We start from the raw sequence: 14,414 nt of genomic DNA, 5'->3' as shown, positions 1-14,414 counted from the left end.
ACGAGTAAGAGGAGTGCGCCGCGCCGCAGGCAGGGCCGATGATCGGCCGGCCAGTGCGGGCGCGCCCACCATCACCGATCGACTGGAGTGCACCGCTGATGAAGAGCGCTGTCGAAAACCTAACCCCGACCCGGGTCAAGCTCACCGTTGACGTCACGGCCGACGAACTGAAGCCGAGCATCGAGAAGGCCTACACGACCATCGGCTCGCAGGTTCAGATCCCCGGTTTCCGCAAGGGCAAGGTTCCCGCGAAGCTCATCGAGCAGCGTTTCGGCCGCGCGGCCGTCATCCAGGAAGCCGTCAACGAGGCGCTTCCGGAGCTGTACACGAACGCGATTGTCGAGAACGACGTCAAGGTCCTCGGCCAGCCCGAGGTCGACATCACCGAGTTCCCGCTCGAGGACGGCGCGGGCCTGAGCTTCACCGCCGAGGTCGACATCCGCCCCGAGATCACGCTCCCGGCGTTCGACACGCTCGAGGTCGAGGTCGAGCCGATCGAGGTCTCCGACGCCGACATCGACGAGCGCATCGCCGAGCTGCGCGAGCGTTTCGGCACGCTCGAGTCGGTCGAACGCAAGGCCAAGAAGGGCGACTTCGTCACGATCGACCTGTCGGCCACGATCGACGGCAACGAGATCGACGCGGTCTCCGGTGTCTCCTACGAGATCGGCTCGGGCACGATGCTCGACGGTCTCGACGAGGCGCTGACGGGCCTCAAGGCCGGCGAGGAGGCGACGTTCACCTCGCCGCTCGCCGGCGGTGAGCACGAGGGCGAGAACGCCGAGTGCACCGTCAAGGTCGAGTCGGTCAAGGTCCGTGAGCTGCCCGAGCTCGACGACGAGTTCGCCCAGCTGGCGTCGTCGTTCGACACGATCGACGAGCTCAAGGCCGACCTGCGCGCCGAGGTCGAGCGCACCAAGCGCTTCGAGCAGGGCGTCCAGGCCCGCGACAAGGTCCTCGAGGTCCTCCTCGAGCAGCTCGACATCCCGGTGCCCGAGTCCATCGTCACCGAAGAGGTGACGAACCACCTCGAGGGCGAGAACCGTCTCGACGATGACGAGCACCGCGCCGAGGTCACCGAATCGACGCGTCAGCAGGTCGCGACGCAGCTCCTGCTCGACGAGATCGTCGAGAAGCACGAGATCCAGGTCGGCCAGGACGAGCTGATCGAGTACCTCATCATGTCGGCGCAGCAGTACGGCATGGACCCGAACACGTTCGCGCAGGCGCTCGACGCGCAGGGCCAGGTGCCCGCCATCATGGGTGAGGTCGCTCGCCGCAAGGCGCTCGCCACCGTTCTCGAGTCCGCCACGGTCAAGGACACGGCGGGCAACGTCGTCGACCTGAACGCCGCCGTCGACACCGGCGATGACGAGGACGAGGCGCAGGCCGCCGACGCCGCCGACGGTGAGAACGCCACTCCGGTCGCCTCCGAGGACGCCGACGCCGACGCTGCGGACAAGCCCGCCAAGAAGGCTGCCGCGAAGAAGACGACGACCAAGAAGGCCGCGTCGAAGAAGACGGCAACGAAGAAGGTCGCCGCCCCTGCCGAGGCCACTGACGCCGACTCCGCTGAGGCCGCGGAGAAGCCGGCCAAGAAGGCAGCCGCCAAGAAGACGGCTGCGAAGAAGACGGCGACGAAGACCGCCGCCAAGAAGACCGCTGCGAAGAAGACGGCCAAGAAGGCTGTCGACGGCGAGTGAGTCGTCACTGACGTCTGAGACGAGGGCCGCGCGAGCAATCGGGCGGCCCTTCGTCGCGTCCGGGCCCAGGCGAACGTCGAGCCTTGCGCTGACGGCGAACAAGCCCCGAGACGGGGACGAAACGCTCGGGCCCGCGCGTTAGGGTCAGTGAAGAGTTCAAGCGTGATGTCACCCGCTCGGGGTGGCAGATTCGGAACGGAGTGATCCCTTGACGAATGCCCAGTCCTCGGACGTGGTCATGGCAGGCCCGCAGATGGCCGCCGGCCTCGACGACCAGATCTACAACCGGCTCCTCAAGGAGCGCATCATCTTCCTCGGTTCGGATGTTCGCGACGACAATGCGAACGCCATCTGCGCGCAGCTGCTGCTGCTCGCCGCAGAGGACCCGGAGAAGGACATCTGGCTCTACATCAACTCGCCCGGTGGTTCGGTGACGGCCGGCATGGCCATCTTCGACACGATGCAGTGGGTGCCGAACGACGTGTGCACCGTCGCGATGGGTCTGGCCGCGTCGATGGGTCAGTTCCTGCTGTCCGCCGGCGCCAAGGGCAAGCGCTACGCGACGCCGCACGCGCGCATCATGATGCACCAGCCGCTCGGCGGCATCCAGGGCACGGCCTCCGACGTGAAGACGCAGGCCGAGCAGCTGCTGCACATCAAGAAGCAGATGGCCGAGCTCATCGCCGAGCACACGGGCCAGCCGGTCGAGAAGATCTCGGCCGACTCCGACCGCGACCGCTGGTTCACCGCGGCCGAGGCCAAGGAGTACGGCTTCGTCGACCACGTCTTCGAGCGTTCGCAGGACGCCACCAAGGACGCGACCGGGGACGCTGCGGCATTCTCCGAGTCGTCCGACCACTGATCTCGCCCACGAAGGAGACCTTCATGAACACCCACAGCTCCATGGGCCACCCGATGGGCGGCGTCACCGCGCCGATGCCGACGAGCCGCTACATCCTGCCCCAGTTCGAAGAGCGCACCTCGTACGGCACGAAGCGCCTCGACCCGTACACGAAGCTGTTCGAGGACCGCATCATCTTCCTCGGCGTCCAGGTCGACGACGCGTCGGCCGACGACATCATCGCGCAGCTCATCGTGCTCGAGTCGCAGGATCCGGACCGCGACATCGTCATGTACATCAACAGCCCCGGTGGCTCGTTCACCGCGCTGACGGCGATCTACGACACGATGCAGTACATCCGCCCGGACGTGCACACGTTCGTCCTGGGACAGGCTGCCTCGGCCGCCGCCGTCCTGCTCGGCGCCGGCGCGCCCGGCAAGCGGTACGCGCTGCCGAACGCGCGCGTGCTCATCCACCAGCCGGCGATGGAGGGCTCGGGCGGCCAGGCCTCCGACGTCGAGATCCAGGCCAACGAGATCATGCGCATGCGTGAGTGGCTCGAGGAGACCCTCGCGAAGCACTCCGGCCGCTCGATCGAGCAGGTGCGTGCCGACATCGACCGCGACAAGATCCTCACCGCCGAGATGGCCAAGGAGTACGGCCTCATCGACGAGGTGCTGACGAGCCGCAAGGCGTCGCTGGAGAGCTGACGGCTCCGGGCCCACCGGGCCTGACCCGCCACGACGAATGTGCCCGCTCCTTCCGTGTGGAAGGGGCGGGCACATTCGTCACGTCGGCATCACCCGCGGCGGGGGAGCGGCCCGGGTGTCACAGCCGCTCGCCGGTCTCCGTGTCGAAGACGTGGACGTGGCCGGCCAAAGGCTTCACCGCGAACCGGTCACCCTGCGTCGGGCGCACGCGCTTGTCGACGCGCGTGCCGATGCGGGGGCCGTCAGGCTCGCCCGCGGGGCGACCGTAGACGAACGCCTCCGAGCCGAGCGTCTCGACGAGTTCGACCTCGAGCTCGAGCGCACCCGCCTCACCGGGCTGCGCGACGACGAACGCCTCGGGGCGCACCCCGATCGTCACGCGATCCGACGTCGCCTTGATGTCGCGCGACAACGACACCCGCATGCCGTGGAACGTCGCGTCACCGCCGGTGAGCGCGGCGTCCATGAGGCTGATCGACGGCGAACCGATGAAGCCTGCGACGAACGTGTTGCGCGGCCGTTCGTACAGCTCCTCCGGGGTGTCGCACTGCTGCAAGATGCCGTCCTTGAGCACCGCGACACGGTGACCCATCGTCATCGCCTCGACCTGGTCGTGCGTGACGTAGACGGTCGTGACGCCGAGGCGTCGCTGCAGCGCCGCGATCTGCGCACGCGTCGAGACGCGCAGCTTGGCGTCGAGGTTCGACAGCGGCTCGTCCATGCAGAACACCTTGGGCTGGCGCACGATCGCGCGACCCATGGCGACACGCTGACGCTGGCCACCCGACATCGCGCCCGGCTTGCGGTCGAGGAGGGGCTCGAGCTCGAGGATCTTCGCCGCCTCCTCGACGCGGGCGTTGATGTCCGCCTTCGAGGTGCCTGCGTTCTCGAGCGCGAACGCCATGTTCTGACGTGCCGTCATGGTCGGGTAGAGCGCGTAGCTTTGAAAGACCATCGCGACGTCGCGATCACGGGGACGCACGCCGGCCTGGTCGTGGCCGTCGATGAGGATGCGGCCCTCGTCGACCGGTTCGAGGCCGGCGAGCATGCGGAGCGTCGTCGACTTGCCGCAGCCCGACGGGCCGACGAGGACGAGGAACTCCCCGTCGGCGATGTCGAGCGTGACCTTGTTGACGGAGGGACGGGGCGCACCCTTGTGCAGGCGGGTGGCCTCGTCGAAGGTGACGGATGCCATGAATTACTTCTTCAGCTTGGGCTTGATCTGGGAGTCGTACTTCGCCTGCAGCGCCTTGTCGAGCGCCTCGAGCGTCGACTTGACGTCCGAGCCGGCGATGATCTTGTCGAGCGAGGTACCGATGTCGATGCCACCGCCGGGCAGGAACACGCGGACGTTGTCCTGGGGGCGGGCCTTCGGCAGCTGCTTGACGGCGACGGCGTATTCGGGGTTCTTCTCGAGGTACGCCTTCTCCTTCGCGTCGTCCATGGCGGAGGTGCGCACCGGCAGGTACCCGGTCGCCTGGGAGAAGGTGATCGTGTTGTCCTTGTTCGTCATGAACTCGATGAACTTCACGGCGTTCTTCTGACGCTCGGCGGAGATGCCCTTCGGCACCGCGAGGCCGGCGCCACCCGTCGGCACGGTCTTGATGCCGCCCGGCGCGGGCAGGAAGCCGATGCCGACCTTGAAGCTTGCGTCCTTGATGACGCCGGCGAGGCCACCGGTCGACTCGATGGCGCAGGCGCCGATGCCCGAGGCGAAGTCGGCCTGGCTGTCCTTCGACGTCTGCATCCAGCCCTTCTTGGCCCACCCCTGGATCTTCGTGGCGGCCTTGACGGTGCCCTCGGACGCCATGGTGGGCGTCCAGTCCTTCGAGTAGCCGCCGCCGTAGCTCCACGCGATGGACTGGAACGTCCAGTCGAGGTAGTCGGAGCCGTCGTCCAGGACGATGGCCTTCTTGCCCGAGCCCATGGCCGACTGCAGCTTGGGCGCCCACTGCTCGAACTCGTCCCACGAGGTCGGCGCACGGTCCGGCAGACCGGCCTTCTTCCAGGCGTCCTTGTTGTAGTAGAAGATGACCGTCGAGCGCGAGTACGGCAGGGCGTAGTGCTTGTCCTCGTACTTGTAGTCGTCGTACAGGCCCTTGACGTAGTCGTCCGTCGAGAGCTTGTTCTCGGACGTCAGGGCCGACATGTCGGCCAGACGGTCGTTGAGGGCGAAGTTGAACCACGTCGTGTCGGAGACGATGACGACGTCGGGCAGGCTGCCGCCGGACAGGGCCGCGTTGAACTTCTGCGCGACGTCGGGGTAGCTCTTGCCGGCGTCGACGAGCTTGACCTTGAGGTTCGGGTTGGCCTTCTCGAACTCGGCGATGAGCTTCTGCTCGGTCGCCTTCGACTTGCCGGGGTGGTTGCTCCAGAACTCGATCGTGTTCGAGTCGCCGCCACCGTTGTTACCACCGCTGGAGGAGCCGCCGGAGCCGGCGCAGGCGCTGAGGCCTGCGGTGACGACGGCACCAGCCGTCAGGCCGAAGAGGTTGCGGCGCGAGAGTGTGGACATGAGTTTCTTCCTTCGTCTGGGTGAAGCGTGGGGGAGAGGGTCAGCCCTTGACGGCGCCGGCCGTGAGGCCCTTGATCATGTGGCGCTGCAGGACGAGGAACAGGGCGAGAACGGGGAGCATGGCGAGCATCGTGGCGGCCATGACAGGGCCCCAGTCCGTGATGCCCTCGTTGTTCTGCAACTGGGTGAGGCCGACCGGCAGGGTGCCGGTGCGCTGGTCGTCGGACATGAGGAACGGCCACAGGTACTCGTTCCACTCGTTGACGACGGTGATGATGGAGAACGCGATGAGGGTCGGCCACGACATCGGCATGACGACCTTGCGCAGCAGCTTCATCGGCCCGGCCCCGTCCATGCGCGCGGCCTCGATGATCTCGCTGGGGATCGACAGGAACTGGTTGCGCATGAGGAACGTGCCGAACGCGACGCCCGCCAACGGCAGGATGATGCCCTGGTAGGTGTTGCGCCAGCCGAGCTGGCTGACGAGGGCGTAGTTCGAGATCACGGTGATCTGGTTCGGCACCATGAGCGCCGCGATGACGACGATGAACACGAGGTTGCGCCCGGGGAAGCGGATGAGGCTCAGGGCGTAGGCGCTCATGACACCGAGGACGATCTTGGCGAGCGACAGGATGACGGTGACGATGACCGAGTTGCGGAAGAAGTCCCAGAAGGGGATCGACTGCGTCGCGGTCTTGTAACCCTCACCCGTGACCGAGTGCGGGAACCAGACGGCGGGCGTCGTGTAGATGTCGCTGCGGTGCTTGATCGACGTCATGAAGATCCAGTACAGCGGGATCGCGACGATCGCGAACGCGATCATCATCGCGGCGTAACCGGCGATCGTCATCGGCAACCCGCCGTGGTCGAGGACCTCGTTGCTGTGCGCCTCCTCGCGGGGGCGTCGTCGGAACGGGGAGGAACCCGACCGCTTCGGCGTGGCCGCAGCGGCGTTCTCCTGCGGGGCTGCGGTGCTCATGCCTTCTGCTCCTTGTCCATGACCCGCACCTGCACGACCGTCACGACGAGCAGGATGAGGAACATGATGGTCGCGATCGTGGCGCCGTAGCCGGCGCGCTGGTTGACGAACGTCTCCTGGTACACCTGGTAGACGAGCGTCGACGTGCCGTAGCCCTGGGGGCCACCGCGCGTCATGATCTGGATGATGTCGAAGACCTGGACCGAGTTGAGCAGCACCGTGATCGACAGGAAGAACGTCGTCGGGCGCAGCTGCGGTAGCAGCACCTTGGTGAAGCGACGCCATGACGACGCGCCGTCGATCTCCGCGGCCTCGTCGAGGTCGGTGCGGCGACCCTGCAGCGCGGCGAGGTAGATGACGAACGTGTAGCCGATGTTCTTCCACACATACGTGAGCGTCACCATGACGAGGGCCCAGTTCGGATCCTGGTAGAAGTCCGGGACGCTGAGCCCGACGCGGTGCGCGAGGTCGGAGAGCAGACCGAAGTGCGGGTCGAAGACGAACTGGAACGCGAGGCCGACAGCGGTGCCGGACAGGACGAACGGCGCGAAGATCGCCGAGCGCACGAGGTTGCGACCGCGCAGCTGACGATCGAGCAGCAGCGCGAGCCCGAGACCGATCATCATCGACAACCCGACCGTCGCGACGGTGAAGATGGCGGTGTTGCGCAGCACCTGGTGCGCGTTGGCGTCGTGCAGCCACGTCGAGTAGTTCTGCAGACCGATGTAGTTGAGCGTCGGCGCCGACAGCGTCCAGTCGGTGAACGACAACCGGATGTTGTCGATCAGTGGTCGGTAGGTGAACACGGCCAACAGCGCGAGGTTGGGCAGCAGCAGCGCTGCCGCCGTCAACCATTCACCGACGGGCCGGCCGCGGCGTGGCGGCGGGGGGCCGAGGGGCGCGGGCGGGTGCGCCTGCGGCGAGAGCGTGGGGGGGTCTTCGAGCACGCGCAAAGGTTGTCCTGGCAAGGTGTCCTGGAAATGAACAACAGGTGTTGGTCGTGTGTCCATTTGAGAGTGATTCGCGACGCGAGGCGTGCGGGGACTCCGCGTCCGTTGCGCCCAGCGCGAACAGCCTTGGCCGGCGCCCGCCACGCGGGATTCAATGAGGGGCAGCGAGGGCCCCGTCGACTACCGTCGTCGGGTACGCACACCCGTCTCGCGGCGGGTCGCTCGACGAAGGGATGACGGATGGCACGCGTGGGAGAGAGCGGCGACCTGCTCAAGTGCTCGTTCTGTGGCAAGAGCCAGAAGTCGGTCAAGAAGCTCATCGCCGGCCCGGGCGTCTACATCTGCGACGAGTGCATCGACCTGTGCAACGAAATCATCGAGGAAGAGCTGACCGACTCGGTCGACATCGGCCTCGAGAAGCTGCCGAAGCCGCGCGAGATCTTCGACTTCCTGCGTGAGTACGTCATCGGACAGGACGCGGCGAAGCGCTCGCTCGCCGTCGCCGTCTACAACCACTACAAGCGCGTCCAGGCCGCCGAGGCGTCGGGGTCGAAGGATCCGGTCGAGATCGCGAAGTCGAACATCCTGCTCATCGGCCCCACGGGCTGCGGCAAGACCTACCTCGCGCAGACGATGGCGCGCATGCTCAACGTCCCGTTCGCCATCGCCGACGCGACGGCGCTGACGGAGGCCGGCTACGTCGGTGAGGACGTCGAGAACATCCTGCTCAAGCTGCTCCAGGCGAGTGATTTCGACATCAAGCGCGCCGAGACCGGCATCATCTACATCGACGAGATCGACAAGGTGGCGCGCAAGAGCGAGAACCCGTCGATCACGCGTGACGTCTCCGGTGAGGGCGTGCAGCAGGCGCTGCTCAAGATCCTCGAGGGGACGGCCGCGTCGGTGCCGCCGCAGGGCGGGCGCAAGCACCCGCATCAGGAGTTCATCCAGATCGACACGACGAACGTGCTGTTCATCGTCGGTGGCGCGTTCGCGGGCCTGGAGAAGATCATCGAGGACCGCAAGGGCAAGAAGGGGCTCGGCTTCGGCTCGCAGCTGCACCTGCCCGCCGGTGGGGATGCGTCGATGACCGACGTGCAGCCCGAAGACCTCATGAAGTTCGGTCTCATCCCCGAGTTCATCGGCCGCCTGCCCGTCATCACGACCGTCGAGCCGCTCGATCGCGAGGGCATGGTGAGCATCCTCACCGAGCCGAAGAACGCACTCGTCAAGCAGTACAAGCGCATGTTCGAGATCGACGGTGTGCAGCTCGAGTTCACGCCCGACGCCCTCGACGCCGTCGCCGAGCAGGCGATGAGCCGCGGCACCGGCGCGCGCGGGTTGCGCGCCATCCTCGAAGAGGTCCTGCTGCCCGTCATGTTCGACGTGCCGAGCGAGGACGACATCGACAAGGTCGTCATCACGCGCGAGGTCGTGCTCGACCGCATCACCCCGACGATCGTGCGACGTCGCGCTGCCTGACGCGCGCGTCCTGACGCACTGAGAGCCGCGATCCTGCCGGGCAGGTCGCGGCTCTCAGTCGTTCGTCAGTTCTTGACCTTCGGCGGGGGAGCGAGCAGCTCGGTGTCGCGCACGAGCAGGACGCCGTTCTCCGTCTCCTCCTCGACGCTCGTCATGGCGCTGATGCGACCGGCTGCGCGCAGGTCGGCTTCACCCTTGGTTGCGGCGGCGAGGGCCGCCGCCGGGCCGGCGAGCGTCATCGCCGTCACCTCGGCGCGCATGCCGAGCTTGGCCTCTGACTTCGCGCGGCGCACACCGGCGAGAGCCTGAGACACGGCGGTGAGGACGAGCGGGTCACCGTCGGGCAGGGACGCGAGCTCGTCGCGCGTCGGCCAGGTGGCGCGGTGCACCGACTTGGCGTGCTGCCACGACCACACCTCTTCGGTGGCGTACGGCAGGAACGGCGCGAACAGGCGCAGCAGGACGTCGAGCGCGATGCGGACGGCGGCACGCGCCGACGCCGACTCGGCCTCGTCGAACGCACCGTCACGGTTGTTGGCGCGCTCCTTGACGAGCTCGATGTAGTCGTCGCAGAACGCCCAGAAGAACGTCTCCGTCAACTCGAGCGAACGCGTGTAGTCCCACGTCTCGAAGCTCTTCGTCGCGTTCTCGACGACGTCGCGCAGGGCCGTCAGCAGCGAGACGTCGAGAGGCTGCGTGACGTGCGGCAGCAGCGCCTCGATCGTCGGTGCGGCGTCGGCATCGGGCGTCACCGGAGGCGTCATGAGCGCGAACTTGGAGGCGTTGAGCACCTTCATCGCGAGGCGACGGCCGACCTTCATCTGGCCCGTGTCGTAGGCGGCATCCGTCCCGAGGCGGCCCGAGGCGGCCCAGTAGCGCACGGCATCGGCGCCGAACTCCCTGACGACGTCCTCCGGTGTCTGCGCATTGCCCTTCGACTTCGACATCTTCTTGCGGTCGGGGTCGAGGATCCAGCCGGAGATGGCGGTGTTCTTCCACGGCACGGTGTCGTTCTCGTGATGCGCGCGCACGACCGTCGCGAACAGCCAGGTGCGGATGATGTCGTGGCCCTGGGGGCGCATGTCCATCGGGAAGATCTTGTCGAACAGCTCGGGGTCGCTCTTGTGCGCGGTGCCGTCGGCGATCGGCCAGCCCGTCGCGATCTGCGGGGAGAGCGACGACGTCGCCCACGTGTCCATGACGTCGGGGTCGGCGATGAACCCGCCGGCCCGGCCGCGCTGGCTCTCGTCGTAGCCCTTCGGCGCCTGGCCCTGCGGGTCGATCGGCAGCTCGGACTCGTCGGGCACGATCGGGTTGTCGTAGTCGGCCTCGCCGTTCGCGTCCAGCGGGTACCAGATCGGGAACGGGACGCCGAAGAAACGCTGACGGCTGATGAGCCAGTCGCCGTTGAGGCCCTCGATCCAGTTCGTGTAGCGGCTCTGCATGAACGCGGGGTGCCAGTCGATCTCGTTGCCGCGTGCGACGAGCGCCGACTGCAGATCCTTGTCACGGCCACCGTTGCGGATGTACCACTGGCGGCTCGTCACGATCTCGAGGGGCTTGTCGCCCTTCTCGAAGAAGTTGGCCTTGCGCTGCGTCTTCTTCGGCTCACCGTCGAGGTCACCGGAGGCGATGAGCGCCTTGACGACGTTCTCGCGTGCGGTGAACGTCGTCTTCGTCGCGAGCTCGTCGGCGAACAGCTGCTCGCCCGGGCCGCCCGCGATCCACTCGGGCACCTCGCCCGTGATGCGGCCGTTGCGCGTGATGATCGAGCGCGTCGGCAGCTGCAGCTCGCGCCACCACTGGACGTCGGTGAGGTCACCGAAGGTGCAGCACATGGCGATGCCGGCGCCCTTGTCCATCTCGGCGCTCGGGTGCGCGAGGACGGGGATCTCGACGTCGAACAGCGGGCTCTTGACGTTCGTGCCGAACAGCGGCTGGTAGCGCTCGTCGTCGGGGTGGGCGATGAGGGCGACGCAGGCGGGCAGCAGTTCGGGGCGGGTCGTCTCGATGTAGACGTTCTCGCCGTCGCTCGTGTGGAAGGCGACGCGGTGATAGGCGCCCGGGTAGTCGCGTGCCTCGAGCTCAGCCTGGGCGACGGCCGTCTGGAACGTGACGTCCCACAGCCCCGGTGCCTCCTGCTGGTAGGCCTCGCCGCGCTTCAGGTTGCGCAGGAACGCCTGCTGCGCGACGGCGCGCGAACGCTCGTCGATCGTGCGGTACTGCACGTTCCAGTCGACACTGATGCCGAGACGGCGGAAGAGTGCCTCGAACGTCTCCTCGTCCTTGACGGTGAGCACGTCGCACAGCTCGATGAAGTTCTTGCGCCCGATCGGCTGCTGGTCGGCGGCCTTGACGCTCTTGCCCTCGGCGCCCTCGAGTGGCGGGGTGTAGTTCTCGATGTAGGGCTTCGTCGCGTCGCCGCGCACGCCGTAGTAGTTCTGGACGCGACGCTCCGTCGGCAGGCCGTTGTCGTCCCAGCCGATCGGGTAGAAGACCTCGCGCCCCTGCATGCGCTGGTAGCGCGCCATGCAGTCGGTGTGGGTGTAGCTGAACACGTGCCCGACGTGCAGGCTGCCCGACGCCGTCGGCGGGGGAGTGTCGATGGCGAAAACCTGCTCGCGCGGCAGCTGCAGGGCGCGTTCACGGTCGAACATGTACGTGCCGCGTTCCTTCCATACCTGACCCCAGACGTCCTCGAGGCCGTCGACGGTGGGCTTGTCGGGCATCGTGCGGGCGCCGGGCGGCGTCTGCTGGGCTGGGGTGGTGTCGGAAGTCATGGGGTCATTTTTCCATGCCTGACGCACTGGTGCGACCGGCGGCGACGAGGCGGGCTCGGTGCGACAACGCCGGGGCGGGGGCCTAGGCTATGAGCAGATGGCCGACGACGCGCCCACATGCCGGGCGCGCAGGAGAATCAGGGCGAGACGTCGCTCGGACGAGGGAGCACACGAACATGAACGCCACGCCGCGCGGCGCCGCCGCGATCGAGCCCTTCGTCGCGCGTTTCGCACCGAGCGACGTCACCCCCGTGGGGCCCGCGTTCGTCGAGTACGCGGCCGACCGGCTGCCGCAGTCTCTGCTCGCGCTGTACCGCGACCACGGCATCGGCTGGTACGGCAAGCAGGAGCTGCAGCTCGTCGACCCCGCCGTGTGGACGCCCGTGCTGCAGGAGTGGTTCGGTGTCGGTGTCGCGAGCATCCCGTTCGCCGTCACGAGCTTCGGCCACGTCTACCACCTCGACGAGGACGGCCGCGTGCAGTGCCTCGACCCGCACTTCCTGACCAACCTCGTCGTTGCAGAGTCGGCCGACGAGTTCTTCGCCGAGCACCTCGTCGGGCCGTCGTCGCACCTCGCGGACCTGCGCGGACCGCACCAGGGTGCGCGCACCAAGCTGGGGCTGCTCGGTGAGGGCGAGCTCTACTCGTTCACGCCGATGCTGCCGCTCGGCGGCACCGTCAGCCCCGACGCACTGACGAAGGGTGACGGCGTCCAGCACGCCCTCCTGACGCACCGCATGGTGCGCGAGCAGCGTCAGCGCTGATTCGCCAGCCTGTGGTCATGCGCTGACCTGCGGGAGCCCCGAACACCCACCTCGGTGAGGATCGACAAAGCACGCCCCACTTCAATGGAAGTGGGGCGTGTTTTGTCATACCGGGCGAATGGCGCGCCAGCGCTGAGCGAGTGACGTGCAGGTGCTCGGGCACGACGTCGACAAGCCCCGCAACCTCGCCAAGTCGGTGACGGTGGAATGACGCGCTGAGAATGGGGTCGTGCGTCGGCCCGCCGGTAGGGCATCATCAGGGCCATGACCGCCCTCGACCGAGCCCGCGGCGACATTGCGCAAGGCCGCCTCTGGATGGCTCGTCAGCGCTTGACGAGTTATCTCGTGGAGTCGCCCGACGACGAGGTCATCGCGCTGCTCGCGCAGGTGCACCTCGAGATGGGGGATCTGCCCGCGGCGGGCGCGCTGCTCTTCGTCCTGGGGCGCGACGACGAAGTGGCGCGAGAAGCAATTGCCGCGTGGCGGACCTTCCGCGGAGGGCCTGCGGCGCAGTGGCGCAGCATCCCCAGACGGGTTCGCATGGTGTCCACGGCGCCGCAGGTTGCGCAGTTGCGTGTCGAGGCGGGCGAGCCGCGGCGATGGCACGGGGATCGGGCCCCGCAGGAGGGCTACACAGCCGGCTGGCGTGAACGCGCCGGAGACATCGGGTGCGGATTGACGATCGTGCTGGTCACTTCGTGGAGCCTCTTCCTCATGCTGTGGGGCGCGTGGAGTTTCTCTCAGTGGGTGCTGCACTGACCAGGGACACGCGTGCCCATGGTGTCGCTCAGGTGATTCATCGCGGGCCGGGGCGGACGGAGATCATGTCGACGTTCGCGTCCGGCGTCGCCGTGAGGGCGAGGCGGGCGGCGCTCGCGACCGACTCGGGCCGCAGGTAGTTCGCCTCGTCGTACTCGCGGCCCTCGAAGGAATTGAGCTCGACCTGCATGTCGGTCGCCACCCGCCCCGGGTGCACGGACGAGACGCGGATCCCCCTCGGGCGCAGCTCCTCTCGCATCGCGTCCGTGAGGGCGCGGGCTGCGAACTTCGACGCCGAGTAGACGCCGCCGGGGCCACCCGCCGTCAGCCCCGAACCGGAGTTGATGACGACGACGGTGCCGCGAGCCGCCTCCAGGGCGGGCAGGAGCAGCCGCGTCAGATCGGCGACGGCGACGACGTTGATCTCGAACGTGCGGCGCCAGTCGTCACGACGCAGATCCGTCAGCGCGCCGCTGCCGAGCACACCGGCGGAGTGGACGACGCCGTCGAGACGCGTCAATCCGAGAGCTTCGACGGCGCGAGTCGTCGAGGCCTCGTCCGCCAGATCCGCGACGAACGGCCGGGCGTTCTCGTATCGCGCACACGCCTCGGCCACGGCGTCGGCGGACGTGCCGCCGATGATGAGGTCGTGATCGGCGGCCAGGGCGTCACAGATGGCGCGGCCGATGCCGCGCGTACCGCCGGTGACGAGGACGGTGGGGCGAGACGTCATGATGTTCTCCTCAAAAGGGTGGGCCCGTCGACAGGCATGGTCGGCAGGGCGGCGGGGCTGGACTCACGGTAACGAAGACCTGGCGGCGGGCCCGGCTCCGTCTGCTCGGTGGGCCCGTTGCTGCGCTTCCCGGCCCCACAGATCCTGCCCGCAGCGGCCGGTTTCTCAGCTGCCCGAGAATCGTGCATCTGCACGAGG

At 67.6% G+C, this 14,414-nt stretch carries 12 protein-coding genes; 6 read left to right on the top strand and 6 right to left on the bottom strand.

The genetic code is table 11. The annotated features are described in order from the left end of the window. Positions 1–98 precede the first annotated feature (98 nt). The 3 genes from tig to DYE07_RS03925 all read left to right on the top strand — a co-directional run bounded on the left by tig (position 99) and on the right by DYE07_RS03925 (position 3,254). Complete coding sequence (gene tig, locus DYE07_RS03935) at positions 99–1,703, top strand: trigger factor (RefSeq protein WP_074041098.1); 1,605 nt, start codon at positions 99–101, stop codon at positions 1,701–1,703. A gap of 238 nt (positions 1,704–1,941) precedes the next feature. After that, positions 1,942–2,565 (top strand): ATP-dependent Clp protease proteolytic subunit, encoded by a 624-nt coding sequence (locus tag DYE07_RS03930; RefSeq protein ID WP_038567538.1) that lies wholly within the window; start codon positions 1,942–1,944, stop codon positions 2,563–2,565. 23 nt (positions 2,566–2,588) lie between these two features. After that, a complete protein-coding gene (locus DYE07_RS03925) occupies positions 2,589–3,254 on the top strand; it encodes an ATP-dependent Clp protease proteolytic subunit (protein ID WP_006944395.1) in 666 nt (221 codons plus the stop codon). 118 nt (positions 3,255–3,372) lie between these two features. Here DYE07_RS03925 and DYE07_RS03920 read toward each other — a convergent pair whose 3' ends face one another. Genes DYE07_RS03920 through DYE07_RS03905 form a run of 4 tightly spaced genes read right to left on the bottom strand, consistent with a single transcriptional unit; the run spans position 3,373 to position 7,695 of the window. Continuing rightward, positions 3,373–4,449, bottom strand: a complete 1,077-nt coding sequence (locus DYE07_RS03920; protein ID WP_115296389.1) for an ABC transporter ATP-binding protein — start codon at positions 4,447–4,449, stop codon at positions 3,373–3,375. A gap of 3 nt (positions 4,450–4,452) precedes the next feature. Continuing rightward, on the bottom strand, positions 4,453–5,769 hold the full coding sequence (locus DYE07_RS03915) for an ABC transporter substrate-binding protein (RefSeq protein WP_074041100.1): 1,317 nt from the start codon (positions 5,767–5,769) through the stop codon (positions 4,453–4,455). A gap of 40 nt (positions 5,770–5,809) precedes the next feature. Next, positions 5,810–6,748, bottom strand: coding sequence for a carbohydrate ABC transporter permease (locus tag DYE07_RS03910; protein WP_006944415.1), 939 nt, complete (start codon positions 6,746–6,748; stop codon positions 5,810–5,812). Then, positions 6,745–7,695: a carbohydrate ABC transporter permease gene (locus tag DYE07_RS03905; RefSeq protein WP_170957207.1), complete on the bottom strand. Its 951-nt coding sequence runs from the start codon at positions 7,693–7,695 to the stop codon at positions 6,745–6,747. The genes DYE07_RS03910 and DYE07_RS03905 overlap by 4 nt, the downstream gene beginning before the upstream one ends. A gap of 243 nt (positions 7,696–7,938) precedes the next feature. Between DYE07_RS03905 and clpX the strand changes: the two genes are divergently transcribed. Beyond that, positions 7,939–9,180, top strand: coding sequence for an ATP-dependent Clp protease ATP-binding subunit ClpX (gene clpX, locus DYE07_RS03900; RefSeq protein WP_006944413.1), 1,242 nt, complete (start codon positions 7,939–7,941; stop codon positions 9,178–9,180). 65 nt (positions 9,181–9,245) lie between these two features. Here clpX and valS read toward each other — a convergent pair whose 3' ends face one another. Beyond that, positions 9,246–11,960, bottom strand: a complete 2,715-nt coding sequence (valS, locus tag DYE07_RS03895; protein WP_115296388.1) for a valine--tRNA ligase — start codon at positions 11,958–11,960, stop codon at positions 9,246–9,248. Between the two features lie 176 nt (positions 11,961–12,136). On the opposite strand from valS, the gene DYE07_RS03890 reads away from it, so the two are divergent. Continuing rightward, positions 12,137–12,724, top strand: a complete 588-nt coding sequence (locus tag DYE07_RS03890) for a GAD-like domain-containing protein (protein WP_006944396.1) — start codon at positions 12,137–12,139, stop codon at positions 12,722–12,724. Between the two features lie 264 nt (positions 12,725–12,988). Beyond that, complete coding sequence (locus DYE07_RS03885) at positions 12,989–13,483, top strand: DUF6584 family protein (protein ID WP_040014439.1); 495 nt, start codon at positions 12,989–12,991, stop codon at positions 13,481–13,483. Positions 13,484–13,520: 37 nt separating this feature from the next. Here DYE07_RS03885 and DYE07_RS03880 read toward each other — a convergent pair whose 3' ends face one another. Further along, on the bottom strand, positions 13,521–14,216 hold the full coding sequence (locus DYE07_RS03880; protein ID WP_006944403.1) for an SDR family oxidoreductase: 696 nt from the start codon (positions 14,214–14,216) through the stop codon (positions 13,521–13,523). Positions 14,217–14,414 lie beyond the last annotated feature (198 nt).

Origin of the sequence: Dermacoccus nishinomiyaensis (assembly GCF_900447535.1) — a bacterium.
Classification (GTDB): Bacteria; Actinomycetota; Actinomycetes; order Actinomycetales; family Dermatophilaceae; genus Dermacoccus; species Dermacoccus nishinomiyaensis.
The sequence above is the reverse complement of the archived record's forward strand: the minus strand, read 5'-3'. Positions and strand labels throughout refer to the sequence as shown.

Coding starts and splice junctions, on each gene's coding strand:
- clpX (WP_006944413.1), top strand. CDS start 7,939: ATGGCACGCGTGGGAGAGAGCGGCGACCTGCTCAAGTGCTCGTTCTGT.
- DYE07_RS03915 (WP_074041100.1), bottom strand. CDS start 5,769: ATGTCCACACTCTCGCGCCGCAACCTCTTCGGCCTGACGGCTGGTGCC.
- DYE07_RS03925 (WP_006944395.1), top strand. CDS start 2,589: ATGAACACCCACAGCTCCATGGGCCACCCGATGGGCGGCGTCACCGCG.
- tig (WP_074041098.1), top strand. CDS start 99: ATGAAGAGCGCTGTCGAAAACCTAACCCCGACCCGGGTCAAGCTCACC.
- valS (WP_115296388.1), bottom strand. CDS start 11,960: ATGACTTCCGACACCACCCCAGCCCAGCAGACGCCGCCCGGCGCCCGC.
- DYE07_RS03930 (WP_038567538.1), top strand. CDS start 1,942: ATGGCAGGCCCGCAGATGGCCGCCGGCCTCGACGACCAGATCTACAAC.
- DYE07_RS03920 (WP_115296389.1), bottom strand. CDS start 4,449: ATGGCATCCGTCACCTTCGACGAGGCCACCCGCCTGCACAAGGGTGCG.
- DYE07_RS03910 (WP_006944415.1), bottom strand. CDS start 6,748: ATGAGCACCGCAGCCCCGCAGGAGAACGCCGCTGCGGCCACGCCGAAG.
- DYE07_RS03890 (WP_006944396.1), top strand. CDS start 12,137: ATGAACGCCACGCCGCGCGGCGCCGCCGCGATCGAGCCCTTCGTCGCG.
- DYE07_RS03880 (WP_006944403.1), bottom strand. CDS start 14,216: ATGACGTCTCGCCCCACCGTCCTCGTCACCGGCGGTACGCGCGGCATC.
- DYE07_RS03885 (WP_040014439.1), top strand. CDS start 12,989: ATGACCGCCCTCGACCGAGCCCGCGGCGACATTGCGCAAGGCCGCCTC.